The 25,978-nt window shown below is 73.0% G+C and carries 19 protein-coding genes, 1 other RNA gene and 1 pseudogene; 14 read left to right on the top strand and 7 right to left on the bottom strand.

Features of this window, described 5'->3' with window-relative positions; genetic code table 11:
* Nucleotides 1–135 precede the first annotated feature (135 nt).
* The 3 genes from GSY65_RS10395 to GSY65_RS10385 are packed head-to-tail and all read left to right on the top strand — an operon-like array spanning nucleotide 136 to nucleotide 3,195.
* Nucleotides 136–1,011, top strand: a complete 876-nt coding sequence (locus GSY65_RS10395; protein ID WP_159767058.1) for a Nif3-like dinuclear metal center hexameric protein — start codon at nucleotides 136–138, stop codon at nucleotides 1,009–1,011.
* On the top strand, nucleotides 1,008–1,751 hold the full coding sequence (locus GSY65_RS10390; RefSeq protein ID WP_159775780.1) for a zinc ribbon domain-containing protein: 744 nt from the start codon (nucleotides 1,008–1,010) through the stop codon (nucleotides 1,749–1,751). The genes GSY65_RS10395 and GSY65_RS10390 overlap by 4 nt, the downstream gene beginning before the upstream one ends.
* Before the next feature lie 46 nt (nucleotides 1,752–1,797).
* Nucleotides 1,798–3,195, top strand: coding sequence for a bifunctional RNase H/acid phosphatase (locus GSY65_RS10385; RefSeq protein WP_159775778.1), 1,398 nt, complete (start codon nucleotides 1,798–1,800; stop codon nucleotides 3,193–3,195).
* A gap of 108 nt (nucleotides 3,196–3,303) precedes the next feature.
* On the opposite strand, the gene yaaA is transcribed toward GSY65_RS10385, so the two are convergent.
* On the bottom strand, nucleotides 3,304–4,086 hold the full coding sequence (gene yaaA, locus GSY65_RS10380) for a peroxide stress protein YaaA (protein WP_159767057.1): 783 nt from the start codon (nucleotides 4,084–4,086) through the stop codon (nucleotides 3,304–3,306).
* Nucleotides 4,087–4,296: 210 nt separating this feature from the next.
* Between yaaA and GSY65_RS10375 the strand changes: the two genes are divergently transcribed.
* Nucleotides 4,297–5,799, top strand: a complete 1,503-nt coding sequence (locus tag GSY65_RS10375; protein ID WP_159767056.1) for an RNB domain-containing ribonuclease — start codon at nucleotides 4,297–4,299, stop codon at nucleotides 5,797–5,799.
* Here the strand turns inward: GSY65_RS10375 and GSY65_RS10370 are convergent.
* Together GSY65_RS10370 and GSY65_RS10365 are read right to left on the bottom strand one after the other, a co-directional pair.
* Nucleotides 5,750–6,487 carry a hypothetical protein gene (locus GSY65_RS10370; protein ID WP_443043202.1) on the bottom strand — a complete coding sequence of 246 codons (738 nt, stop codon included), beginning with the start codon at nucleotides 6,485–6,487 and terminating at the stop codon, nucleotides 5,750–5,752. The two genes, GSY65_RS10375 and GSY65_RS10370, sit on opposite strands and share 50 nt — an antisense overlap.
* Complete coding sequence (locus GSY65_RS10365) at nucleotides 6,484–7,302, bottom strand: MerR family transcriptional regulator (RefSeq protein ID WP_159767055.1); 819 nt, start codon at nucleotides 7,300–7,302, stop codon at nucleotides 6,484–6,486. The genes GSY65_RS10370 and GSY65_RS10365 overlap by 4 nt, the downstream gene beginning before the upstream one ends.
* A 119-nt stretch (nucleotides 7,303–7,421) precedes the next feature.
* Here GSY65_RS10365 and GSY65_RS33695 point away from each other — a divergent pair, with 119 nt between their 5' ends.
* From GSY65_RS33695 to rnpB, 3 genes and pseudogenes are all read left to right on the top strand, one after another.
* On the top strand, nucleotides 7,422–7,664 hold the full coding sequence (locus GSY65_RS33695) for a hypothetical protein (RefSeq protein ID WP_236579730.1): 243 nt from the start codon (nucleotides 7,422–7,424) through the stop codon (nucleotides 7,662–7,664).
* Nucleotides 7,619–7,792 (top strand): annotated as a pseudogene (locus GSY65_RS34665) (EamA family transporter); the annotation flags it as partial. The gene GSY65_RS33695 and the pseudogene GSY65_RS34665, both read left to right, overlap by 46 nt.
* Before the next feature lie 181 nt (nucleotides 7,793–7,973).
* Nucleotides 7,974–8,381, top strand: an RNA gene (gene rnpB / locus GSY65_RS10355) — RNase P RNA component class A.
* 742 nt (nucleotides 8,382–9,123) lie between these two features.
* Here rnpB and GSY65_RS10350 read toward each other — a convergent pair.
* Nucleotides 9,124–9,831, bottom strand: coding sequence for a DsbA family oxidoreductase (locus GSY65_RS10350; RefSeq protein WP_159767054.1), 708 nt, complete (start codon nucleotides 9,829–9,831; stop codon nucleotides 9,124–9,126).
* Nucleotides 9,832–10,187: 356 nt separating this feature from the next.
* Here GSY65_RS10350 and GSY65_RS10345 point away from each other — a divergent pair, with 356 nt between their 5' ends.
* Nucleotides 10,188–11,402: an IS701 family transposase gene (locus GSY65_RS10345; RefSeq protein WP_443043201.1), complete on the top strand. Its 1,215-nt coding sequence runs from the start codon at nucleotides 10,188–10,190 to the stop codon at nucleotides 11,400–11,402.
* Here the strand turns inward: GSY65_RS10345 and GSY65_RS10340 are convergent.
* The 3 genes from GSY65_RS10340 to GSY65_RS10330 form a co-directional block, all read right to left on the bottom strand.
* Nucleotides 11,390–13,348 (bottom strand): helix-turn-helix domain-containing protein, encoded by a 1,959-nt coding sequence (locus GSY65_RS10340; protein ID WP_201452504.1) that lies wholly within the window; start codon nucleotides 13,346–13,348, stop codon nucleotides 11,390–11,392. The genes GSY65_RS10345 and GSY65_RS10340 overlap by 13 nt on opposite strands.
* A gap of 314 nt (nucleotides 13,349–13,662) precedes the next feature.
* Nucleotides 13,663–14,913, bottom strand: coding sequence for an MFS transporter (locus GSY65_RS10335; protein WP_159767051.1), 1,251 nt, complete (start codon nucleotides 14,911–14,913; stop codon nucleotides 13,663–13,665).
* A 174-nt stretch (nucleotides 14,914–15,087) separates the two neighbouring features.
* Nucleotides 15,088–16,173: an alkene reductase gene (locus GSY65_RS10330; RefSeq protein WP_159767050.1), complete on the bottom strand. Its 1,086-nt coding sequence runs from the start codon at nucleotides 16,171–16,173 to the stop codon at nucleotides 15,088–15,090.
* A gap of 134 nt (nucleotides 16,174–16,307) precedes the next feature.
* Here GSY65_RS10330 and GSY65_RS10325 point away from each other — a divergent pair, with 134 nt between their 5' ends.
* The 6 genes from GSY65_RS10325 (at nucleotide 16,308) to GSY65_RS10300 (ending at nucleotide 25,978) form a co-directional block, all read left to right on the top strand.
* Complete coding sequence (locus GSY65_RS10325; RefSeq protein ID WP_159767049.1) at nucleotides 16,308–18,941, top strand: ATP-binding protein; 2,634 nt, start codon at nucleotides 16,308–16,310, stop codon at nucleotides 18,939–18,941.
* A gap of 126 nt (nucleotides 18,942–19,067) precedes the next feature.
* Nucleotides 19,068–20,051 (top strand): NADPH:quinone reductase, encoded by a 984-nt coding sequence (locus GSY65_RS10320; protein WP_159775774.1) that lies wholly within the window; start codon nucleotides 19,068–19,070, stop codon nucleotides 20,049–20,051.
* 104 nt (nucleotides 20,052–20,155) lie between these two features.
* Nucleotides 20,156–20,698, top strand: coding sequence for an SRPBCC family protein (locus tag GSY65_RS10315; RefSeq protein ID WP_159767048.1), 543 nt, complete (start codon nucleotides 20,156–20,158; stop codon nucleotides 20,696–20,698).
* 88 nt (nucleotides 20,699–20,786) lie between these two features.
* A complete protein-coding gene (locus tag GSY65_RS10310) occupies nucleotides 20,787–22,355 on the top strand; it encodes a class I adenylate-forming enzyme family protein (protein WP_159767047.1) in 1,569 nt (522 codons plus the stop codon).
* 133 nt (nucleotides 22,356–22,488) lie between these two features.
* Entirely contained in the window at nucleotides 22,489–23,892 is a 1,404-nt protein-coding gene (locus GSY65_RS10305; RefSeq protein WP_159767046.1) for a nitrate/nitrite transporter, read from the top strand.
* A complete protein-coding gene (locus GSY65_RS10300) occupies nucleotides 23,885–25,978 on the top strand; it encodes a molybdopterin oxidoreductase family protein (RefSeq protein ID WP_236579728.1) in 2,094 nt (697 codons plus the stop codon). Before GSY65_RS10305 ends, GSY65_RS10300 begins: the two co-directional genes overlap by 8 nt.

The following is a 25,978-nucleotide window of genomic DNA, read 5'->3' as shown; positions in this document are numbered from 1 at the left end:
AGGCGGGCGGGGAGAGGTGGGCGCGGCGGCCGGGGCGGCGGGGGCGCGGCGGGGCCCGGTGGGCGGACGTCCCGGGGGCTGGTCAAGTGACCCGTGGCCGGTCGGGGACGGCAGTGGTGCAGGTAGCCTTTGTCCGTGCCCCGTCTGTCTGAAGTCATCGCCGAGCTCGACGCCCTCTGGCCGCCCGCGAGGGCCGAGGGGTGGGACGCGGTCGGCACGGTCTGCGGCGACCCCGACCAGGAGGTCACCCGGGTGCTGTTCGCGGTCGACCCGGTGCGGGAGATCGTCGAGGAGGCGGTCGAGCTGGGGGCGGACCTGCTGGTCACCCACCATCCGCTGTATCTGCGTGGCACGACGACCGTGGCGGCGTCCACCTTCAAGGGCCGCGTCGTGCACACCCTCATCAAGAACGACATCGCCCTGCACGTCGCCCACACCAACGCGGACACCGCGGACCCGGGGGTCAGCGACGCCCTCGCCGGGGCGCTGGACCTGCGGGTCGTACGGCCCCTCGTGCCGGACGCCACCGATCCCGCCGGGCGGCGCGGTCTCGGCCGCGTCTGCGAGCTGGACCACCCGCTGACCGTGCGGGAGCTGGCCGCGCGGGCCGCCGAGCGGCTGCCCGCCACCGCGCAGGGCATCCGGGTCGCCGGCGACCCGGAGGCGCCGGTCCGCACGGTCGCCGTCAGCGGCGGCTCCGGCGACAGCCTCTTCGACGCCGTACGCGCGGCCGGTGTAGACGCGTTCCTCACCGCGGACCTGCGCCACCACCCCGCCTCCGAGGCCGTCGCCCGGACGACGGAGGCCGACGCCACCCCCCTCGCGCTGCTCGACGCGGCGCACTGGGCCACCGAATGGCCCTGGTGCGAGCTGGCCGCCGCCCAGCTCGACGAGATCTCCGACCGGAAGGGATGGGACCTGCGCGTCCACGTCTCGAAGACGGTCACCGACCCCTGGACCGCCCACGCGGCGTCCACCACCGCCACCGAGAACCTGGGAGCCCCCAACTGAACGCCGCGCCCGCCGACCAGATCCGACTCCTCGACGTCCAGGCCCTCGACGTACGCCTCCAGCAGCTCGCGCACAAGCGGAGGTCGCTGCCCGAGCACGCCGAGATCGAGTCGCTCACGAAGGACCTCACCCAGCTGCGGGACCTCCTCGTCGCCGCGCAGACCGAGGAGAGCGACACCGCCCGCGAGCAGACCAAGGCCGAGCAGGACGTGGACCAGGTGCGCCAGCGCGCCACCCGCGACCAGCAGCGCCTGGACTCCGGCGCGGTCAGCTCCCCGAAGGACCTGGAGAACCTCCAGCGCGAGATCGTCTCCCTCGCCAAGCGGCAGGGCGACCTGGAGGACATCGTCCTGGAGGTCATGGAGCGCCGGGAGTCCGCGCAGGAGCGGGTCGCCGAGCTGACCGAGCGGGTCGGCGCAGTCCAGGGCAGGATCGACGACGCGACCGCCCGCCGGGACGCCGCCTTCGAGGAACTCGACGGCGAGGCCGCCTCGGTGACCAAGGAACGCGAGGTCATCGCCGCGTCCGTCCCCGCCGACCTCCTCAAGCTGTACGAGAAGCTCCGCGAGCAGCAGGGCGGCATCGGCGCGGCCAAGCTGTACCAGCGCACCTGCCAGGGCTGCCGCCAGGAGCTGGCCATCACCGAGCTGAGCGAGATCCGCAAGGCCGCGCCCGACACGGTCGTCCGCTGCGAGAACTGCCGCCGCATCCTGGTGCGCACCTCGGAGTCGGGTCTGTAGCCGGGACCGGCGGCGGCGCTGGTCGACAAGCCAAGAGGCAGGTGTGGTGCGGGAGTTCATCGTCGAGGCCGACGGGGGGTCCCGGGGCAACCCGGGGCCCGCGGGCTACGGTTCGGTCGTCCTCGACGGGGCGACGGGGGAGCCGCTGGTGGAGGCCGCCGAGTACATCGGGGTCGCCACGAACAACGTCGCCGAGTACCGGGGCCTCATCGCGGGCCTGAAGGCGGCGTACGCGCTTGACCCGACGGCGACCGTCCGCGTCCGCATGGACTCCAAGCTCGTCGTGGAGCAGATGTCGGGCCGCTGGAAGATCAAGCACCCCGACATGAAGCCGCTGGCCGCCGAGGCCCTGCGGGTCTTCGCACCCGGTCAGGTCACCTACGAGTGGATCCCGCGCGACCGCAACAAGCACGCCGACCGGCTCGCCAACGAGGCGATGGACGCCGGGAAGCGTGGCGAGCAGTGGTCGCCGGCCGCGTCCACGGCGGACCTCGACACCCGCGCGACCCGGCGGGGGACGGGGGCTGCCGCGTCCGCCGCCGTGCCCGAGCCGTCGGGCCCGCCCGGGGACGCGACCGCGGGCGCGGCCAGGGCGAGGGCCGCGCTGGCGGGGGCGCGGGGCGAGACCGGCTACGGGAGAGAGGCGGGTGGGGCGGGCGCCCCTGCGGCTGCCGCTGCCCCTACCAGTGCCGATGCCCCTGCCTCTGCCAATGCCGCTGCCGCTGCCGCTGCCGCTGCCTCTGCCTCTGTCGCGAAGAGGATCGCGTCGAGCGCCGACGTCCGCGCCGCGAAGAACGTCGCCTCCGTCGCCCCCGATCTCGGTACCCCCGCGACCTTCGTGCTGCTCCGGCACGGGGAGACGCCCCTGACACCCCAGAAGCGGTTCTCGGGGAGCGGCGGCTCCGACCCGTCCCTCTCCGACGTCGGCCGCCACCAGGCGGAACGGGTCGCCGCCGCGCTGGCCCTCCGGGGGACGATCCAGGAGGTCGTGTCGTCGCCGCTGGCCCGCTGCCGGGAGACGGCGCAGATCGTCGCGGCCCGCCTCGGACTGGGCGTGACCGTCGAGGAGGGGCTGCGGGAGACCGACTTCGGCGCCTGGGAGGGGCTCACCTTCGGCGAGGTGCGGGAGCGGTACCCCGACGACATGAACGCCTGGCTCGCCTCGCCGGACGCGGAGCCCACCGGCGGCGGCGAGAGCTTCGGGGCGGTTGCCCGCCGGGTCGCCGCCACCCGCGACCGGCTGACCGAGGCGCACCGGGGCCGCACGGTGCTGCTCGTCAGCCATGTCACCCCGATCAAGACCCTGGTCCGCCTGGCTCTCGGCGCACCCCCCGAGTCGCTGTTCCGCATGGAGCTGTCGGCGGCCTCGTTGACGGCCCTGGCGTACTACGCCGACGGCAACGCCACGCTCCGCCTCCTCAACGACACGTCACATCTGCGCTGAGCAGGTCGTCGCGCATGCCGCGATGCCGTTCCGGTGCGGGGAGCCGGTGGGGTCCGGTGCGGGTCCGGTTCGGGGAGCCGTTGGGTCCGGTGCGGGCTTCGGTGCCCGTCAGTGCACCTCGGTCACCAGCACGTCCAGCGTCCACGCCTTCCCGGCCCCGGCCGGAGGCTCCACCTCCACCACGTACCCGAGGTCCCGCAGCGCCTCCACCAGGTGCGCCGGGTCCTTCGGCGCGGCACCGGCCGACAGCAGACTGCGGACGATGCGGCCCTTGGTCGCCTTGTTGAAGTGGCTGACCACCTTCCGGGTCGGCGCGTGCAGCACCCGTACCGTCGCCGTGCGCCCGGCGATCTCGCCCTTCGGCTTCCACGCGGAGGCGTACGCCGAGGACCGCAGATCCAGGACGAGCCCACCGCCGGCCGCCTCGGGGAGCGCCGACGCCATCGGTGTACGCCAGTGCGTGCCGAGCGCGCCCACGCCGGGCAGTTTCACGCCCATCGAGCAGCGGTACGACGGGATGCGGTCCGTGACGCGGACGGCGCCCCACAGCCCGGAGAAGACCAGCAGCGAACGCGCCGCCCGCTGCTTCGCGGCGGTGTCGAGGGAGGCGAGGTCGAGGGCGTCGTACAGCACGCCGGTGTAGATCTGGCCGGCCGGGCGCGCCCCCGCCGTCCGCAGCTCCGCGTTCTTGGCGACCTCGCCGCGCAGCCCCTCGCTCAGGCCGAGCACCTCGCGGGCCTTGTCCTCGTCGCCCGCGCACAGCTCGACCAGCTCACCGAGCACGGCCTCCCGCGCCTGGTTCAGCGCCGGGAGGGAAAGGGACTCCAGCTTCAGCGGAGCGCCACCCGCTGAGGGGGCCTTTCCTTCGGACGGGGGCAGCAGGACGAGCACGGGTACTCCTTCGGATAGGGCTCCGCGACAGCGTACGGGGTGCGCGCCGGACGTCCGGCCACCCGGCCACCCGATCGGCCGGCCCGCGGCGGGCCCTCGCCGGCACGTTTCGTCGGTATGTCGGCTCCTGTGCCGAGGCGGGGACCCGGTCGGCCCGCACACGGCCTTTGTCGGCATGCCGTCCTGGCCGCCCCGCCCTAGGCTCGACGCATGCCCCGCCGCCACCTCCGCGTCCTGGGCGCCCCCGAGGCACCCCTGCGGGCGGCCCTGCGCGCGCTCCGCGGTGAACTCGGTGTGCCCGACGCCTTCCCGCTCCAGGTCCTCGTCGAGGCGGAGCACGCCGCGAAGTCGCCCCGGCTCCCGTCGTACGACGCCACGGACATCCCCCTGTTCACCGTCGACCCGCCCACCTCCACCGACCTCGACCAGGCGATGCACCTGTCCCGCCGTCCGGGCGCGGTCGGCGGCCGGGGCTACCGGGTCCGGTACGCCATCGCCGACGTCGCCGCGTTCGTCACCCCCGGCAGCGCACTCGACGCGGAGACCCACCGCCGGGCGACGACCCTGTACTTCCCCGACGGCAAGGTCCCCCTCCACCCCGCCTGCCTCTCCGAGGGCGCCGCCAGTCTCCTCCCGGACCACACCCGCCCGGCGGTGCTGTGGACGCTGGACCTCGACGCGGACGGCCGTACCGTGGGCATCGACGTGCGCCGGGCCCTCGTCCGCAGCCGCGCCAAGCTCGACTACGCGTCCGTACAGAAGGAGATCGACACGGGCACCGCCGAGGAACCCCTCGCCCTGCTCAAGGAGATCGGACACCTGCGGGAACGCCTGGAGGTGGAACGCGGCGGCATCTCCCTCCACGTCCCCGAACAGGAGATCGTCGAACGGGACGACATCGGCGGCCGTGAGACCCCGGGGGCGTACGCGCTCGAACTCGCCTACCGGGCGCCCCTCCCCGCCGACACCTGGAACGCCCACATCTCCCTGCTCACCGGCATGGCCGCCGCGGAGCTGATGCTCGGCGGCGGCACCGGGATCCTCCGCACGCTGCCCGCCGCCCCGGACGGCGCCGTCGGCCGGCTCCGCCGCACCGCGACGGCGCTGCGCATCGACTGGCCGCACCACGTCTCGTACGCGAGCCTGGTCCGCGCCCTCGACCCGCACGAACCCCGCCACGCCGCGTTCCTCCAGGAGTGCACGACCCTGCTGCGCGGCGCCCACTACACGGTCTTCCGCGACGGCGCCCTCCCCGGCATCACCACGCACTCCGCCGTCGCCGCGCCCTACGCCCACTGCACGGCCCCGCTCCGCCGCCTGGTCGACCGCTACACCGCGGAACTCTGCCTCGCCACGGTCGCCGGCACCCCGGCCCCCGCGTGGGTCCTGGCCGCCCTCGACCCCCTCCCGGACGAGATGTCCGGGGGCAGCCGCCTGGCGGGCCGCGTGGAGCGCGAGTGCGTCGACCTCGTGGAGGCCGCGCTGCTCGGCGACCGGGTCGGCGAGGTCTTCGACGGCTGGGTGGTGGACGTCGAGGAGGAGCGGAACGGCAGGGGCGAACCGACCAGTGGGATCGTCCAGTTGGAGTCCCCGGCGGTCATCGGTCGCGTCGACGCCCGGGACGGCACACCGCTCCCGCTGGGGGAACGGCTGCGTGTACGGCTCACCCAGGCCGAGCCGGGAGTGGCGAAGGTCCGCTTCGTACCGGCGTGACGTCGCCCCCGGCCCGGCGGAGCCGGTCGATCTCGCGCACGAGCACCTCCGCGTCGTCGGCGTGGAACCGCACGAGCCGGACTGCCCTGGGGCGTCCGAGGAACGTCAAGTACTGGGCGTCGTGGGACAGTTCGAGGGTGACGGTGGTCCGCGAGCCGCTCTCCAGGCTCAGCTCCCCGTCCTTCCTCTCGTGCGTCAGGCACAGCTCGCGGCGGACCGAGGAGACGGCCGCGAGCGGGACGAGGAGGTCCACGGAGGCGAAGCGGCGCAGCCGCAGCGCGGTGTCGGTGAGGACGTGGGGCCGGGTCACCGAGGCGGCGTGCAGTCCGGCGACGACCAGGACCGTGTAGAGGTCGAGGACGAGGAAGACCAGGTGGGCCGTCGGATGTCCGCTCAGCAGCACGGACACGGTCACCGTCTCGACGACGCACACGAAGCCGAGGCCGAGCATCATCGCGCCCTGCCCGCGCGCGTACCCGAAGGCCCGCCCCTCACCGACCCCGTGCGGTCGCCGCGCCATCCACCGGAACAGGGAGGCGAGCAGCAGGAGTTCATGCCGGACGAGGGCCCGGCCGACCCGGTGGGCACCGCCCAGGAACGCGGGCGTCGACTTCCGCGCCCCCCGTGCCCCCTGTGTCCCCTGCGTTTTTGGTGTCTCCGGTGTCTCCGGTGTCCTCGGTGGGTTCATCGTCGGTCCTCCGTGAGTATCCGGAACGTGCGGCGGACGGCCTCCGCCTGGGCTGGAGCGAAGTCGGCGAAGAAGGCCCGCAGGAAGCCACTGCCGCCGCCGTCGCCGCGGGTGTCGGAACCGCCGGTGCCGGTGCCGGTGCCGAGCCCGAGGTACTGGTCGAGGTCGGGTGGGATCAGCTCGGCGGGGATCAGGTCGGCGAGGAGCCGGGCCGCCTCGTCCACACGAGGGTCGTCGAGGCCGGCGCCGTCGAGGTCGTCGAGCAGCGCGTACGCGTCGTGGGCCCGTTCCACCGCGCCGGGGGTCGCCACCATGGCCTCCAGCCCGGCCAGCAGCTCGGCCCGGGCCTCCGGGGACGCCGTCGTCTCCAGGAGCACGAACACCTCCCGGTCCTTGGCGGCCATGGGGGACTCGGGCAGCACGGATCCGAACCTCCCGAAGAGGGAGGCGAGTTCGGGCGAGACGGGTCCCTCCGCGGGCAGCCGCCCGAGCCGCGCGTCCTCGATCAGGACCCGCAGCCGGGCGCGCCGCTCGCGGAGCGCCGACTCCTGCCGCGCGAGGTCCTCGTCCAACTCGGCCAGTACCTCGACGAGTTCGCGCCCGGCGTCGTCGGCCAGCACGTCCCGCACCTCGGCCAGCCCGAGTCCCAGCTCCGTCAGCCGCCGGATCCGCGCGAGCACGACGGCGTGGCGCAGGGTGTAGTCCCGGTACCCGTTCGCCCGCCGCTCCGGCTCCGGCAGCAGCCCCAGGTGGTGGTAGTGCCGCACCGCCCGAGTGGTCACCCCGACGGTCGCGGCCAGCTCTCCGATCCGCATGGCACCAGTAGAAACGTTGACGTCGCGGCAGGGTCAAGCCGCACGGGACGGGCCGACGCCCGACGGGCAGCGCCCTCGTGCGCCACGATCGAGAGAACGGTCCCCGATCTCACGGCCAGGTGATCAGCCTGGGCCTGGGTGACGCCCGCTCCCTGGCGGAGGTGGCGCTCACGGTGATCGGCTACGCCACGGCTCCGCTGATCACGGCCCGCCATCTGAAGCAGGCCCCGACGCTGGCTCTGACAGCCCCGGCGCTGCTCCTGTCGGCGCTCGTCCACGCCCCCGCGGCGGCCCTGGCCCGGCCGACGACCATGCCATGTCCTCACCCTCGGTCCTCGCCTCCCTGGCGGGCCTGGGCGTGATCTGCACGGCGTCCGCGTTCGTGGTCTTCCTGGAACTGATCCGCGAGGTCGGCCCCACGAGGACGACGGTCTTCACGTACGTCAACCCGGCGGTGGCGGTGGCGGCGGGCGCGCTCTTCCTGGACGAGCGCCTGACGGGGACGGTGCTATCGGCGTTCGCCCTGATCCTGGCGGGCCCGTTCCTGGCGACGGCGGCGTCGGCGCCGAGGCGGACGGAGCGGACAGGGGAAAGGGGGCCGACGCCGCCGCGGCCGACACCGCCCGGACCGAGGCGCCCCGGCCGCCCGGTACCATGGTCCACACGGCAGACGAGCCGGGCGGACGGCCGCGTGGAGTCCCCCTAGGGGGGCTTCCCGAGGAACGTCCGGGCTCCACAGGGCAGGGTGGTGGCTAACGGCCACCCGGGGTGACCCGCGGGACAGTGCCACAGAAAGCAGACCGCCGGGGACCTCGGTCCTCGGTAAGGGTGAAACGGTGGTGTAAGAGACCACCAGTGCCCAGGGTGACCTGGGCAGCTAGGTAAACCCCACCCGGAGCAAGGTCAAGAGGGGCCGCTGTAGAAGGCGGCCCTGCGCGGACGTTCGAGGGCTGCCCGCCCGAGTCCGCGGGTAGACCGCACGAGGCCGGTGGCAACACCGGCCCTAGATGGATGGCCGTCTCCCCGGCCGCCGCGAGGCGACCGGGTGACAGAACCCGGCGTACAGCCCGACTCGTCTGCCGCCCTGTATTTCCGCAGGTCAGATGCCGTGTGCACTGCTGAGCGAACCCTCGGGGTCGAATCCGGGGCGAATCTCCGCAACGGGCATCGTCGTTTCCGTCCGCTGCCCGTGCCGCATGTTCGGGCATTCCGGATGTCAGACGCGGTCCGGTGTCGCTCCGGAGGGGGACATCTCACATGCTGATGCGGTCGGAGGTACATGTGCGAGATGTCTTCTCGCCGACGAGCTTCTTTTGAACTCGATCACCGATGGTGCGTCCGGCGGCGGACCCTGTTGGAGGTGATCACTGGCGAGAGCGTCTCGCTGACCATCCTGCGGGGAACGAGCGGCTGATGGCCGAGCTGTGCCTGGCGGGTGTCATCCGTGGCCGGCGCCGCCGCACCACGGTCCCGGAGCCGTCGGCACCCCGGCCGCCGGACCTGGTCGACCGCGACTTCACCGCCTCGCGGCCGCGAACCACATGCGAACCGAGCTCCCGCTGGACGCAGTGGAGATGGCGCTGTGGAGGCGGAGGATCAAGACTCGGGGCAGCTCACGTTCCGTCTGTACCCGGTGCGTCGATGCCCAGCGACACCAATCGCAGGTCGGCTTCGGACCTCGCCACGGAAACATGGTGTCCGGGCTGTCCAGGCGCGATCCATTCCGTCAGCCTTTCAAGGTAGGCCCGCACCGTCACGCCCTCTGCTGCGGCTGCCGCCGCCAAGCGGTCGTACGTGGCGGTCGAGACACGAAGGTCCCTCTCAGGCATCGGTCGGCTGCCTCCCTTCGGACAGCAGGTCGAGCAGTTCCTCCGCCCACGACGGGTCGTAGCGGTCGAGGCGGGGCACGCCCCCCTTGTCGGGATCGCCGGTCCACTGGACGTGGGCGCCGGGGTTGTGGACCGCGTACCCGCCGGGCGCGAACAGGTGAGGGCTGCCCTGGATGTGAGGCCCCTGGGCGACGCGGAACTGCTCGTACACCTCCGCGCGGCCGGCACCGCGCTCGAGAGCGCGGGCCAGGGCCTGTTCGTCGACGTGCTCACACCCCGCGGCGACGTCGAGGATCTCGGGGAGAATGCTGACGCACCGGCTCTCGACGTAGAACGCGTGGCGCAGTCCGGCGTCCAGTTCGTCGCTCCCGCGCAGGCCACCGACGGACGGGTCCTTCGCGGCTTGGACGGCTTCCATCGCGGGCAGCATCGTCGAGGGGTAGTCGTACTCCCGCCCGGCCCACAGACGCCAGCCGAGGTCGGGTCGGTGAGCGGAGATCACCACGATCTCGGGCTCCACGATGAACTTGGGCGTGGGCTGGTGGTTGAACAACTCCAGCGGGAAGGCCCGGTGGTCGATCAGGAGATCCTGCTCCCGCGCTCGGGCCGCGGTGCGCAGCGTGTGCAGGGCGAGGGTGGCCCAGGGGCACCCCGGATCGGACCAGACGGTGACGGATCGTGGTGCCGGGGCAGTGCTCATGGTGTCCTCCTCGGTGGCGGGACCACACCGGGGTCCCCGACGTGTGTGTCGCGTTGTCAAATCCCATGGTGACGCGCGTGCGGTGCCCGGTGCCCGATGCCGGCGCTACTTCGTCAAGTCGCCCTGCAGCGGGCTCCGCAGAGATGCCCGCCGACCGGGACGGTGGTCCGGACACCGTCCGAACCGTGCGCTCCGGACAGGGATTTCCCGTGGAGAGGGAGGCGGTGGTGGCCCGGCCACCACCGTCCGCCACAAGTCCTGTGCTCTGCGTACCTGGGAAGGGAACCCTGCCTGGCGCACATTGAACGGGCAGCCCTTCGGATCGTCTTCGTCTACTCCCGATGGAGGGTCCGTTCATGAGTGTGGTCGCGCTGAGCCCTGACCAAGCACAGAGTCCGATCACGCACGAGCCGTCGTACGCACCTTCGTGCAAGGTGTCGCTGACGGAAATGTGTTCACTGCTTTTCGCCTCTCTGCCCCGCAGCGACCAACGTCGCAAGGGCATGGAGTACATACGTGGTCTGCTGGAGGTGAGAGGACGCAAGTCGATACGCAACATCGCCACGCTTGTCGGTGGAGAGGCGACGGAACAGAGTCTGCACCACTTCATCAGCGACTCGAGCTGGGAATGGGGACCGGTGCGCCGGGCACTGGCCCGGTACACGGTGAGCGCGGTCCCACCACAGGCTTGGGTGGTGCGGCCCATGGTCATCCCGAAGGCAGGGCGGCACTCCGTCGGAGTGGAGCGGCGCTTCTTCCCGGAGCACGGGCAGATGCTCAACGCCCAGCAGGCCGTGGGCGTATGGGCGGTCGGTGAGGATGCGAGCGTGCCGGTCAACTGGCGGCTGCAGCTCTCCCCGGCCTGGCTCGCCGAGGAGCGCCGGCGCCGCGCGTCCATACCGGACGACGCGTCGGCGGAGACCCTCGGCGAATGCGCGCTCCGGGCCTATCTGGAGACCGCGGCCTGGCGACTGCCGTCCCGCCCCCTGGTGATGGACGCCCGCGGCGGTGACATCACCTCGACGGTGTCGCAACTCCTCGACCGGGGCATGCCGATGATGCTCAGGGTGGACGACTCCCTGCGGCTCTCGGTGCGGGACCCCGCGCTGAAGGGCTTCGGCGCCACCCCCAGGCCGGTGCGCCAGATCATGAACGCGAGCCGGGGCCTGCAGCGGCCGGTGGTGTGGCCGGGCGACGGCGCGGGGACGGCCAGGTGCTCCGGGCTCGTCACCGCCGTACACGTGGCGCTGCCCGCCCCCGCGGGCCGGCCGGCCCCCCGCGGGCACGGTGACCTGCTCCTGCTGGGGCTGGGGAACAACGACGGGCGCCGGCCGCGGGAGGTGTGGCTGACCGACCTGACGTCGGTTCCGCCCGCGTTCCTGATGCGGCTGCGGGGGATGATCCCCCGGGTCGACCAGGACCTTGCCCGCAGAGCGGGCCAGGTGGGGATCCGCGACTTCGCCGGACGCTCCTACCGCGGCTGGCACCGCCACGTCACCCTCGCGTCCGCCGCGCACGCCCTGGCGGCCCTGGGCGACACCGACGACGCCGAACTCGGCTATGCGTCCTGATCCCCGGCTGTGTCGCCGCCCGGCTCGTCGCGTTCCCGCAGCACACGCCGTATCCGGGACATCCGGAGCGCGAGCTGGATCTCCAGGGCGCGTTCGGGCTTCTGCCAGTCCGAGCCGATCAGTTCACCGATGCGTTCCAGACGGCGGGCCACGGTGTTGGGGTGCACGTGGAGCTGCTCGGCCGCGTACGTGGGACTGCCGCCGTTGTCGAAGTAGGCGTCCAGAGTGCGCATCAGTTCCGTCAGCCGCTGCTCGTCGTAGTCGAGTACGGCCCCTATGGTGCCTTGGATGAACCTTTCGGCGTCCACCTGGTCCGACAGCAGCAGCCCCAGGAACCCCAGCTGGTGAGTCGAGGCGGAGGTTCCTGTGGCGCCCAGGGCGGTCATCGCGTCGAGGCAGCGTGCCGCATCCCGGTACCCGTGGAGGACCGCACCGGGGTCCGACACGGGTCCGGAGCCGCTGACCGTGGGCGGACTGCCGGGCAGGGACGACAGCTCGTCGTGCACCGTCCGGGCCGCGGTGCCCGGGTCGGTGCCCGGCAGCAGCAGCACGATGTCGCCGTTGTGCGTCGTCTGGAGCCCGTTCAGACGGCGTGCGCATGTCGACGCCCGGGTCACCGCGTGTGCCTGCGCGCCCCCTTCGAGGCGGGCGATCACGACGACGTGCGGCTGATCGAGACCGATGCCCAGCCGGCGGGCGCGCCGCTCCAGCAGATCCCGGGGGCGGGGCCCACTGATCAGCAGGTCTTCGAGCAGTTCGTCCCGGAGCTGCTCCTCCACGGCCGCGCCCCGGCCCTCCTGGAGAGACAGCAGCACCGCGACGACGCGCGCCACGTACCGCAGGAGGTCCGCGGTGTCGCCGGTCAGGGCCGGACCGGCCTGGACGTACAAGGCGCCTAGGTGGTGACTGCCGGCGAGGACCGGCACGGACCAGATGCCGTCCTGCAGAAGGGCGGGCGCGGGATCCAGCAGGACACCGGTGGCCTTCGTGGCGCGGGCGAACTCCTCGCCGCGCTCGGACAGGTCACCGGCCGCGGCGATCGTCGTACCGTCCGGGCCGCACAACAGCACCGGAGCACCCAGTCTGACGTGGAACTCCTCCACCAGCAGCTGCGGGTCACAGCCGTCGAGCACCAGGGAGAGCAACGCCCCTTGGGCCTTGGCGAGCCCGCGTGCGTCGGCCAGGTCCGCCTCGGCGCGCGACAACTGGTCCCGCAGGGCCGACATCGCCGCGAGTGTCTCGTCCAGGTACACGGCCCGTGACAGCGCCACACCGCCGATCTCGGCGAGCATGTTCGCCAGCGCTATCTCGTCCGCGGAGAAGTGCCGCACACTGCGGTCCGCCACGTGCAGCGATCCGGCGAAGGCGGTGCCCCGGCTCAACGGCACGGCGAGCACGGCGTGCAGTCCCTCGGCGCCGATCCACTGATCGAGCTCGGCGGAGTGCCGGAAACTGTCGTCCGTCAGGTAGTCGGAGGTCCACAGTGGCGCGCGGTGTGCCAGTACTGCGGCTGCGAGCCCGGTTCCCTCCGGTAATCGCAGCCGCGTGTTGAGCATCGTGACGTGACCGTCGAGCGAGTGCAGCCGGAGCGCCCCGTCGTCGGCTGCTGGCAGGGTGACCCACGAGACGTCGACGCCGAGCAGCAGCCGCGCCCGGCGCGTGATGATCTTGAGAGTGTCCTCGACCGTGTGCGGGCTCGCCAGATCGGAGGCCGTGTCGACGAGCGTGGCGAGGGAGGCGCTCCGCTGCTGACGACGCTCGAGCCGGGCCTGGATGCCCAGAGCCAGCCGTTTGATCCGTTCCACCGTGCGCAGGTCGCCGCCGGTCACGCCCTGTCTTCGTGCCTCCTCGACCACGGCTTCGAACCGGTTCGCCGACCCTTCACCGGCCAGGAGGTCCAGCAAGGCGAGCACAGCCGTCACCGCTTCGTACTTCGTCCCCGACACGACGCCCTCCGGTGTCTCGATTCCCAACCGCCGGCAGTGACGGTGCACGAGGCCGAGTGGCACGGGTCGCAGCTCCACCGGTGCAACGGGGAGGACACCCGTGTGCATTCCGCGAGCCGAGAGCCGAGAGCCTCTCTTCCTACGTGGTGACCTGGTGGCTTGCGGACCGCCACGATGGCCGCCAAGCAGGCTCACGGCTCGCTGTCCCTGGCGAACCCCCATGGAAATTATGCCAGTTGACGGCTCTGGGAAACGGGGTGTGTGCCGTCACACCCGTGTGGTGTGACGGCACACCCGGATCGGGGCTGCCGGCGTCAGAGCGACAGGAGCGAGACGATGGCAGGGCCGAAGGCGGCACCGAGGAGATAGGCGAGGTTGAACAGGCCGATGGCCGGAGGGCGTTGGTCGTCGGGGACGGCCGAGGCGGCGCGCACTGCGAACGCTCCCTGGCCCGAGGCCGCCGCGATCGAGGTCAGGGCCTGGGCGGCCAGCAGGACCGCGGCGGATGTGCCGACGACTGCCAGCACCGTTCCCGCGAGGGCGAGACCCACCAGCGCGGTGATCACGACCCGGTGCCCTGTCCGCGCCGAGACCGCCACGACGAACCAGGAAAGTGCACCGCCCAGCAGCAGCGGCCACACCATGGCGACGCCGATCTCACTGGTGGACCACGACGTGTGATCCTCCAGCCGCTCCGGAATCGCGTACATCATGCCGAAGTTGACCACCGCCAGGCACAACGCGAGGCCCGCTGAGACCAGGAAGCCCGGGTTGCGGACCAGGACGGCGGGGACGAAGCCCCGCGGCCGCGCGCGCACCTGGGCCGCCAGCGCTCCCGCCGCGAGGACGGAGCACACGCCGGCCACCAGAGGCGTGTGCGGCACGAACACGAACGCGGTGACCAGCGCGGTCAGCAGCACCGCGCCCAAGGGGTCGAACGGTTCCCGCCCTGCGGGAGCGCCGTGCCCGCACCGGGCCGCCGCGAAGGGCACGGCCACCGCGCTCAGCACCGGCAGCGCCAGGGCGGCCTGCCAGGACAGCACGTCGTTGACGAGGGAACCGGCCAGCGGCGCCGTCGAACCCACCACGGCGAGCGAGGCGGTGACCAGTCCCATGGCGCGGGCCGAGCCGGCCAGGCTCATGGCCGTCGCCGTGAGGCCGGCCGTGCCGAGACCCATCAGCGCGGTGCCCAGGACGAGGACCGGCAGGACGGGTATGCCGGCCACCAGACCCGCCCCCAGCAGGACGAGCAGACCGCACACGGTGAGCGCGCTGCGCGCCCCGCGGCGGTCCAGCAGCCCGGCCAGCAGCGGCGTTCCGACGGCTATGCCCCAGCCGAACGCGGTCACCGTCCAGGTGGCGGCCCCGGTCGAGACGCCGAGGTCCTTCGCGGCGTCGTCCAGGACCAGGGCGGGGCCCGCGATGCCGAAGGACAGCGGGCCGGCCATGAGGGCCAGCCAGAGGGCCGCGGGTCCGCGGAACGGGTCGCGGGTGTCGGTTGCTTGAGGTTTTCTGCCCGGCGCGGCGGGACCCGGGGCGCCGGACTCGGCGAGTGAGTTGCTCATCTGTGCTCCCTGAGCGGTCGGTCGTCGCTGGACCACCCTGGCCCGGTCCGGCGTGCAGCCCTTCGGGGGAGAAGGCGCCTGCCGGGCCAGGGAGTCGGGGATGGGGGCAGGAGGGAAGCGGGGCGGGGCGGGCCGGGCGCCGACCGGGAGCCCCGCTGCCGCCTGCCCGGGGGATCAGCCGTCCAGTGTCGGGTAGTCGGTGTAGCCCCGGTGGTCGCCTCCGTAGAAGGTCTCCGGGTCCGGCGTGTTGTAGGGGCCGCCGGCCTTGATCCGCGCCGGCAGGTCGGGGTTGGCGAGCCACAGCGAGGCGATGCTCACCGCGTCGCACAGGCCCTCCGCCAGGACCGCCTCGGCGGCCTCGGGCGTCACCGCGGCCTCCTCGCCCGTGGCGTGCGGGTTGAGGATGAGGACGCCCGGCCACTCGCGCCGGATCAGCTTCGTGATGTCACGGCCGCCGAACTCCATCAGGTGGACGTAGGCCAGGTTGAGCGGCGCCAGGGCGCGGATCAGGGCCTCGTACAGCGCGGCGGAGTCGCTCTCCTCGATGCCGTTGGCCGTGTTGGCGGGGGAGAGGCGGATGCCGACCCGCTCGGGGCCGATCGCGTCGCTGACCGCCTGGGCGACCTCGACGGCGAAGCGGATGCGGTTGTCGATGCTGCCGCCGTAGGCGTCGGTGCGCAGGTTGGTGTTGTCGGCGAGGAACTGGTGGATCAGGTAGCCGTTGGCGCCGTGCAGTTCCACACCGTCGAACCCGGCGTCCATCGCGTACTTGGCGGCGGAGATGTGGTCCTCCACCGCACGGGCGATGTCCTCCAGGTCCATGGCCTTGGGCGTGGGGTGGTCCAGCATGCCCTCCGGCGTGTACATCCGGCCGCCCGAGGCCACCGCCGAGGGAGCCAGCGGCAGCGCGCCGTCGGGGTAGAGGCTCGGGTGTCCGATGCGGCCCGAGTGCATGATCTGCACGAAGATCCTGCCCTGCCGCTCGTGCACCGCGTCGGTCACCCGACGCCATGCCTCCACCTGCTCGGGCGTGTGCACGCCCGGTGTGTCGATGTATCCCTGCCCGATCACGCAGGGCTGCGTGCCCTCGGTGATGATGAGGCCCGCTCCGGCGCGCTGTCCGTAGTAGTCGGCCGCCAGCGGGGTCTGTACGCCGTCCCTGGCCCGGCTGCGCGTCATCGGCGCCATGACGAGCCGGTTGGGCAGCGTCAGCTTGCCCAGGGGCAGCGGTTCGAAGAAGTGGCTCACAATCTCCTCCATCGGGGAACCGGCTTGTTCCACACCGTAGGAAGGGGGGAGGTCAGGCCGAATCAGTAAGATTTCTTAAACCGGATACGTACGTCGGCACGGCTTGCCTACCGGTGGGCCGCATCACGGGGAGTGGGGGCACCTACGTGCTGTACGGCAGGTCCACCGAGCTTGCGGCGCTCGAAGAACTGACCGCCCGGGCCCGTGAGGGACGCAGCGGTGCCCTGGTCCTGCGCGGTGAGGCGGGCATCGGGAAGACAGCCCTGCTCGACCGGGCGGCGCAGTCGGCGTCGGCGTCGGGCATGCGGGTCCTGCGGGTCACCGGGGTCGAGCCGGAGGCGGACCTGGCCTTCGGCGGGCTGGTGCAGCTGCTGTGGCCGGTGCAGGACCGGCTGGACGGGTTACCCGAACCCCAGGCGGACGCCCTGCGGGCGGTCCTCGGGACGGGCCACACCCGGACGCAGGACAGGTTCCTGACCGGCCTGGCCGTGCTCACGCTCCTGGCGGACCTGGCCGAGCAAGGGCCGCTGCTGTGCCTGGTGGACGACGCCCAGTGGCTGGATCAGGCCACCTCCGACGCGCTCCTCTTCGCCGCCCGCCGGCTCGCCGCCGAGCAGGTGGCCATGGTGTTCGCCACCCGGGACGAGGGGTTCGCCGCCCCCGGGCTCACCGAAGTGCGCCCCTCCCGGCTGGACACCGGCGACGCGGTGAGCCTCCTCGCCGACCTGGGGCTGCCCCCCGCCCTGCGGGACCAGGTCATCGCCGAGTCCGCCGGGAACCCGCTGGCGCTCATCGAGTTCGGCGCCGCGCGCCGCGACGACCCCGGCAGCTTCACGCCCGTGACCGTCGCCGACCGGGTGCTGTCGTCGTACCGCACCCAGATCGCCGCGCTCCCCGAGAAGACGCGGCTGGCGCTGTTGTTCGCCGCGGCCGAGGGGCGGGGTGACCTGCCGCTGCAGATGAAGGCGGCCCGCACGCTCGGCGTGGGTCTGGAGGACCTGGAGGACGCGGAGCGGGCGGGGCTGATCCAGGTGACCGAGAGCACCGTCGTGTTCCGCCACCCGCTGATCGGGACCGCCGCCTACCAGGGAGCCGTACTGGCCCGGCGGATCGCCGTCCACCAGGCGCTGGCCGACGCCGCGGAGGACCCCGACTGCCGGGCCCGCCACCTGCCGCTGGCCACGACCTCACCCGACGACGAGGTCGCCTCCGAACTGGTCGCCGCCGCCGAGCGGGCCGCCGACCGCAGCGCCTACGCCGCCGCCTCGCTCCTGCACCAGCAGGCCGCCCGGCTCACCCCAGACCGCCGCGCCCAGGTCCACCGGCTCACCGATGCCGCGACCTGCGCCCTGAACGCCGGTCACGCCGGCCAGGCCCGGGACCTGGCCGATCAGGCCGAGCGCATGACCCCCGAACCGGAGGACCTGGCCCGGCTCGCCCCCGTGCGGGCCGCCGTGATGTTCGAGTCGGGGGACCAGCGGGAGGCCGCACGCCTGCTGCTGCGGCGGACCCACACGGCCGGCCCCGGCCTCGGCCCCGCCATGCTCCGCACCGGCGCCACGTACGGCTGGTTCGCCGGCGACGCGGACTCCGTGCGGGAGGCCGCCGAGCGGCTGGCGTCCCTCGGGGAGGCCGACCCGATGGTGGAGGGCATGGCCCACCTCGTCGACGACGACTACGCCCGCGGGCTGCCCCTGCTGGCGCGCGCCGTCGCCGCCGGCCAGGACGGCTCGGACGCGGCGCGCACCCGCGCCCTGCACAGCGCGATCCTGCTCGGCGACGATGCCACGGCCATGGAACTGGCCGCGGCCGAGGTGGCCCGCTGCCGCGCGCAGGGCCTCATCGGGGCCCTGCCCCAGGCCCTGCACCTGCTGGCGGAACGCCAGGTGCTCGCCGGGGCCCACCGGGACGCCGAGGCGTCGGTGGCCGAGGCCGTGGAGATCGCCCGCGACACCGGGCTGCGCGAGCGCGTCGCCTGGCTCAACGGCGTTCCCGCCCGGATCGCCGCGATCGAGGGCGACGAGCAGCGCTGCCGCGACCTCATGCGGGACGTCCCCGACGTCGGCCGGGTGGCCGGCGAGAGCGCCCTGAGCCTGCTGGAACTGGCGTGCGGTGACTACGAGGCGGCCCTCGGCCGGCTGGAGACCGCCGTCGGCCCGGGGCCGCAGCGCCACACCGCGATGGCCATGGCCACCGTCGCCGATCAGGTGGAGGCCGCGGTACGGCTCGGGCAGCCCGAGCGCGCGGAGCGGCCGATGCGCGCCTTCGAGGCCTGGGCGCGGGCCGGCCGGCAGCCGTGGGCGCTGGCGGTGGCCCACCGGTGCCGGGCGCTGGTCGACGGGCGCGAGGAGGACTACCGGGAGGCGGTCCGGCTGCACGGACAGGGCCGGCGGCCCTTCGAACGGGCCCGTACGGCGCTGCTGTACGGGGAGTGGCTGCGCAGGGCCCGGCGCCGCAGCGAGGCCCGTGACACGCTCCGGTCCGCCCTGGGGGACTTCGAGCGGCTGCGCGCCGTGCCCTGGGGGGAGCGCGCGCGTGCGGAGCTGCGTGCGGCGGGTGACGCGACGACGGGCGCCAAGGCCACCGCGGAGAACGTCCTCGACCGGCTGACCCCGCAGGAGCTGCAGGTGGTCCGGCTGGCGGCCGACGGCAACAGCAGCCGGGAGATCGCCGCGCAGCTGTTCCTCAGCCCCAGGACCGTCGAGCACCATCTGTACAAGGCCTATCCCAAGCTGGGCGTCGGCTCCCGGCGGGAACTGGCACGTCTCAACCTGGTCTGAACGGCGTGGACCTGACAGAGAACGAGGCGGATCTGACAGAGACGGTTCCGATCTGACAGATCCGCGACGGCGTCCGGGCCGCTCGCGGACGAGGCCGGGGCCTCTTTGCCAGAATCCCTGACCATGATGCGTGCTGCCTACATTGAACAGCTCGGATCTCCGGACGTCATCCGTTACGGTGATCAGCCCACGCCGGAACCGGGGCCGACCGACGTCCTGGTGGACGTCACGGCCGTCTCGGTCAACCACGTCGACACCTTCGTGCGCTCGGGTGCCTGGCGCACCCCGCTCACCTTCCCCTTCGTCATAGGCCGGGACCTCACCGGCACCGTCGCCGCGGTCGGCACCGGAGTCCACCGGTTCCGGCCCGGCGACCGGGTGTGGTGCAACAGCCTCGGCCACGACGGCCGTCAGGGGGCCGCCGCCGAGCGGGTGGTGGTGCCCGTCGACCGGCTGTACCGCCTGCCGGAGGGCGCCGACCCGTACGAGACCGTCGCGCTGGCCCATCCGGCCGCGACCGCCTACCTCGGCCTGTTCACCCACGGGCGGCTCCGCTCCGGTGAGACCGTCGTCGTGGCCGGCGCGGGCGGGAACGTCGGGAGCGCCCTGGTGGTGATGGCCGCCGCCGCGGGCGCCCGGGTCGTGGCCGTCGCCTCCGCGCGGGACGCCGGGTACTGCCGCGGCCTCGGCGCCGACCACGTCGTCGACTACCGGGACCCCGACGTGCCCGGCCGCATCCGCGCCGCCGCCCCGGCCGGTGCCGACCTCTACCTCGACGCCTCGGGCACCAACGACCTGGAGACCGCGGTGGACCTGCTCGCCGGGCGGGGGCGGATCGTGCTGCTCGCCGGACTGCGCTCCCGGCCCGTGCTGCCGGTGGGGCCGCTCTACCTGAGGGACCGTTCCATCCACGGCTTCGCCATCTCGCACGCCACCTCCGGGGAACTCGCCGAGGCCGCCAGCGCCATCAACCGGCTGGTCGCCGACTGCAGCCTCAGGCCCCGGGCCGTCGAGCGGCTGAACCTGAGCGACGCCGCCGAGGCCCACCGCCGGCTGGAGGAGGGCAAGGTGCACGGAAAACTCGTGCTGAGTGTCACCGACGGCACCTGAGGGGAACGGGGCGCACGGCGCCGGTGAAATGCGGGAATTCAGACCTGACAAATGAGAAAGCCGCTCTTTGACCGGCGCCGGGCAGCCTCGACAGAATTCTGCACATGACTCAGTCAATCATCGACACCTCGCCGCTCTTCGAGCTCAAGGCCGAAATTCACATTTCCGCGACCCCGCTCGAGGTCTACTCCGTCGTCAGCGATCTGCCGCGCAGCGCCGAATGGAGCCCCGAATGCCGGGGCGGCACGTGGGTCTCCGGCGAACCGTCCACCGTCGGCGCCGTCTTCCGCGGCGAGAACCTCCGCAGCGAGGACGTCGTCGCCTGGGCGCCCCTGGTGCGCGGCGTCTGGCACACCGAGTGCCGCATCACCGCCGCCGAGCCCGGCCGCACCTTCCAGTGGATGATGCTCACCCACGCCCGCGAGGACCAGGAGAGCATCTGGGGCTTCGACATGGCGCCCGCCGAGGACGGCTCCGTGCTCACCCACCACTTCCGCATGGGCCGCGCCACCGCCGGCATCCACAAGATCGTCGCCGACCTCGACGAGGACGACCGCAAGCGCTTCGTGGCCGACTGGACGGCCAAACTCGAGCAGGACCTCGACGCCACGCTGAAGCGCATCAAGGACGTCATCGAAAAGCGGTGACCATTCCCGGTGAACCGTACGGGAGCCTGAATTCAAACGGCCCGCCGCACGGCTGAGGAACAGTCACGGCGGATGAGAGGGTGGGCAGATGTTTCTCCAGCGCATCGGAAACAAGGGAATTCGGCTGGGCACGCTCTTCGACCGGGCCGCGGCCCGGCACCCGGCGAATCCCGTGATTCTCGACCATGATCTCGACGTCGCTCCGGAGCGCGGGCGCCGCATGACGCTGACGGAGGTCGCCGACCTCGTCGACGACCTGGCCTCCCGGCTGTGGGCGGCCGGCGTCCGGCCCGGGGAGCGCGTGGTCGTCCACAAGACCGACGGGTTCGACATCACGCTCCTGGCCTGCTCCACGGCCAGGATCGGCGCCGTCCCGGTCCTGCTGTCCCCGAAGCTCGACGGCGCCACCGTGTGCGAGCTGGTGCGCCGCGTGGACCGGCCCTACCTGGTGACCGACCAGGACAAGCTGGACCACCACCTGCCCGCCGAGATCTTCGGCCTGGCCCGGCAGGTGCTCCTGGCCTCCGGCAGTCACGACGAGGCCGTCACGCTCGCCTCGCTGGCCGGCTCGACCCGGGTCGCGCCGGTGACCATGCCCCCGGACCACCCGACGCTGGTCACCCACACCTCCGGCACCACCGGAACGCCCAAGCTGGCGGTGCACACCGGGCGCACCTTCCAGGCCCGCTACCGCCCCCAGGGCACGGTGGCCTCCCTGGTGGGCCGCAGCGAACCGGTGGCCATCCACGTGTCCTTCGTGCACTCGCGGATGTTCACCGCCATGCCCATCACGATCCTCCAGGGACACCCGCTGATCATCCTCCGGGACGACGACCCGGAGGTCGTGGCCGAGGTGTTCCGCCAGGCCCCTCCGGGCCTGATAGAGGCGCACCCCAACACGTTCCTGCGCTGGGAGGTGCTGGTCGACGACCCGCGCCGGCCGCTGGCGAACGTGAAGTACTTCAGCAGCACCTTCGACGCCATCCACCCGCGCACCGTGCACCTGATGCTGACCGCGTCCCGCCGCGAGTCACCGCAGTTCGTCCAGATGTACGGGCAGAGCGAGGTCGGCCCGATCGCCGGGCGCACCTACACCAAGAAGCGCGGCGCGGACGCCGACGGCCGCTGCGTGGGTTCCCCGTTCCCCGGCATGACGGGCGTGCGGGTGGTCAGCCGGGACGGCAAGCGGCCCACCAAGTCGAACCCGGGCTACATCGAGGTGCGTTCCGACGGACGGATCGTCACCTACCTCGGTGAGCACGCGCGCTGGGAGAAGCAGGCCGACGGCGAGTGGTGGCGCATGGGCGACCTCGGCTACCGCACCAAGTGGGGCTGCCTGCACCTGCTCGACCGGGAGGTCGACGAGATCAAGGGCATCGACAGCACCCTGGAGATCGAGGACACCCTCTTCGCCCGGATACCGGATCTCGTCGAGGTCATCATCGTCCCGGACGAGGACGGCAGGCCCCTGCCCGTGGTGTGCACCCGCGACGACAAGCCGCTCGACCCGGCGGCCTGGAGGTCCGCGGTGGTCGGTCTGCCCGCGATGGCGGAGCCCGTGCAGTGGAAGCTCGACGACCTGCCGCAGACCGCCACCACCAAGATCAAGCGGCTGGAGCTGGCCCGGCTGCTGAAGGCGGAGCGGACGGACGTGTAGGTACCGGATCCCGCACCGTCGCCTCTTCGGGGCGCGGGCCCGTCCCCCCGTGGGCCCGCGCCCCCGTCACCCCCCGCACGGCGGCCCGGCGCCACGCGCCGGGCCGCCGCCCCCAGCCGAGGAGTTGCCCCCGATGACGGCACTGCGCGCCTCCCGACGCAGGATCGAGCACTGGGATCCGGAGGACGAGGAGTTCTGGGAGCGCACCGGCAAGCACGTCGCCCGACGCAACCTCGTCCTGTCCATCCTCTCCGAGCACATCGGGTTCTCGATCTGGAGCATGTGGTCGGTCCTGGTGCTGTTCATGTCCCCGGCCATCGGCCTGGGCTTCGCCCCGAGCGAGAAGTTCCTGCTGGTGGTCACCCCCACCCTGGTGGGGGCACTGCTGCGACTGCCCTACAGCTACGCCGTGACCCGGTTCGGCGGGCGGAACTGGACCGTGTTCAGCTCGGTCCTGCTGTTCGTGCCCGCGGTGCCGGCGCTGTACTTCGTCCAGCGGCCCGGCACACCCCTGTGGGTGTTCCTGCTCATCGCCGCGACCGCGGGCGTCGGCGGCGGCAACTTCGCCTCCTCGACCACCAACATCGCCCACTTCTTCCCCCGGCGTCACCAGGGCTGGGCGCTCGGTCTCAACGCCGGCGGCGGCAACCTGGGCGTCGCCGTCATCCAGCTCGTCGGCCTGCTGGTCATCGCCACCGCGGGCGACACCCACCCCGCCTACGTGATCGCCGCCTACCTGCCGCTGATCGCCCTGGCCGCCGTGCTCGCGGCGCTCGGCATGGACAACGTCGACACCGGCCCGGCCTCGACGGGCGCGCTGCGCGAGGCGGTGGGCAACCCGCACACCTGGTGGATCTCGCTGCTGTACCTGGGCACGTTCGGCTCGTTCATCGGGTACGGATTCGCCTTCGGGCTCGTGCTGCAGAACCAGTTCGGCTCGACACCGCTGGAGGCCGTCGGGTTCACCTTCCTCGGGCCGCTGCTCGGCTCGCTGTCCCGCCCGCTGGGCGGCCGGCTCGCCGACCGCTGGGGAGGCGCCCGGGTCACCTTCTGGAACTTCCTCGCCATGGGCGCCGGCACGCTCCTGCTGCTGGTGGCCTCGGCCCACCACTCGCTGGCGCTGTTCGTCGCCGCCTTCACGGTGCTGTTCGTGCTCAGCGGCCTGGGCAACGGCTCCACGTACAAGCTGATCCCGGTCGTCTTCGCCGGGCAGGCGGAGGCCGCCGTCACCGCCGGCCACGACGCGGCCGAGGCCTTCGCCCGGGCCCGCCGCCTGACCGGCGCGGTCATCGGCATCGCCGGTGCCGTCGGCGCGCTCGGCGGCGTCGTCGTCAACCTGGCCTTCCGGGCGTCCTACGGCAGCCGCGGCACGGGCGAGCCGGCCTTCTGGTTCTTCCTCGCCTTCTACGCGGTGTGCGTGGGCGTCACCCTGCTGGTCTACCTGCGCACCCCGCACGGCACCCCGACGGGCGACGCGCGGCAGGCGTGGCGGGCCGGACGCCCGGCCGGTGAGTCCTCGGAGGTCACCCGTGCCTGACAACGCGCCGCGCACGAGCGTGGCGACGCACTGCCCGTACTGCGCCCTGCAGTGCGGCACCCGCCTCGGCCACGGCGCCTCGGGAACCGTGGTGGAACCCTCCGACTTCCCCGTCAACGACGGCAGCCTGTGCCAGAAGGGCTGGACCGCGCCCGCGGTGCTCGACGTCCCGGACCGGCTGCGCCGGCCACTGCTGCGGGGCCCGGACGGCCGTCTCGCCCCGGTCGGCTGGGACACCGCTCTCGACACGGTCGCCGCGCGGCTGCGGCGCATCCGCGACGAGCACGGCCCGGACGCACTCGCCGTGTTCGGCGGGGGCGGCCTCACCAACGAGAAGGCCTACCTGCTGGGCAAGTTCGCCCGACTCGCCCTCGGAACCAGCCAGATCGACTACAACGGCCGGTTCTGCATGTCCTCGGCCGCCGCGGCAGGCAACGCCGCCTTCGGCCTGGACCGCGGACTGCCGTTCCCCGTCGCCGACCTCGACACGGCCGACACCGTCCTGCTCGCCGGCGCCAACCCCGCCGAGACCATGCCCCCGTTGATGCGGCACCTGCGCAGCGCCGACCTGATCGTCGTCGACCCACGCCGCACCAAGACCGCCGAGCGGGCCGCCCTGCACCTGCAGCCGGTGCCCGGCACCGACCTCGCGCTGGCGCTGGGGCTGCTGCACATCGCCGTGAGCGACGGCTGGTGCGACAAGGAGTACGTCCAGGAGCGCACCACCGGCTTCGACGCGGCCTGGCGGCGCGCCGTCACCTGGTGGCCCGAGCGCGTCGAACAGGTCACCGGCGTCCCCGTCGCCGAACAGCGCGCCGCCGTGGAGCTGCTGGGCGAGGCGCGCCGGGCCTACGTGCTGACCGGACGGGGCGCCGAGCAGCACAGCAAGGGTGCCGACACCGCCGCGGCCTTCATCAACCTCGCCCTCGCCCTGGGCCTGCCCGGGGTCGCCGGCAGCGGCTACGGCTGCCTGACCGGACAGGGCAACGGCCAAGGCGGCCGCGAGCACGGGCAGAAGGCCGACCAGCTCCCCGGCTACCGCATGATCACCGACCCGGAGGCACGGGCCCACGTCGCCCGGGTCTGGGGCACCACACCGGACGCCCTGCCCGGCCCCGGCCGCAGCGCCTACGAACTGCTCGACGCGCTCGGCACCGAGGGCGGCCCACGCGCCCTGCTGGTGTTCGGCTCCAACCCCCTGGTGTCCGCGCCCCATTCCGCCCACGTCGCCGACCGGCTGGCAGCCCTCGACCTGCTGGTGGTGGCCGACTTCGTGCCCTCGGAGACCGCGCGGACCGCCGACGTCGTCCTGCCGGTCGCGCAGTGGGCCGAGGAGGAGGGCACCCTGACGAACCTGGAGGGCAGGGTGCTGCGCCGCCGCCGGCTACTGCCCCCGCCGGAGGGCGTGCGCACCGACCTGGAGGTCCTGCACGGCCTCGCGGTCCGGCTCGGCGAACCGGCCCACCGCTACCCGACGGCGCCGCGCCAGGTCTTCGACGAACTGCGCCGCGCCTCCCGCGGCGGTACGGCCGACTACTCCGGCGTCACCTACGAGCGGCTGGACGCGGGGGAGGCCCTGCACTGGCCCTGCCCCGAACGCCCCGGCGGGCAGCCGCACCCCGGCACGCCCCGCCTCTTCCTCGACGGCTTCGCCACCCCGGACGGCCGCGCCCGGTTCGCCGAGGTCGACCACCGCGACCCGGCCGAGACGCCCGACGCCGAGCACCCCCTGTACGCCACCACCGGCCGGGTCCTCGCCCACTACCAGTCCGGCGCGCAGACCCGCCGCGTGCCCGAACTCAACGACGCCGCCCCCGAGCCGTACGTCGAGATCCACCCCGACACCGCCGAACGCGCGGGCCTGCGCGAGGGCGGCACGGCCCGCGTCACCTCGGCCCGCGGCACCACGGTCGCGCGGGTCAGGCTGGTCGGCAGCATGCGCACGGACACGGTGTTCCTGCCGTTCCACCATCCCGGCGCCGGCCGGGCCAACCTGATCACCGGCACCGCCCTCGACCCCCGCAGCAAGATGCCCGAGTTCAAGGTCTGCGCCGTGCGGATCGAACCCGGCACCGACGCGCCGTGA

Origin of the sequence: Streptomyces sp. HM190 (genome assembly GCF_009857135.1) — a bacterium.
In the GTDB taxonomy this organism is placed as follows: domain Bacteria; phylum Actinomycetota; class Actinomycetes; order Streptomycetales; family Streptomycetaceae; genus Streptomyces; species Streptomyces heilongjiangensis.
This window is presented reverse-complemented; position numbering and strand designations above follow the sequence as displayed.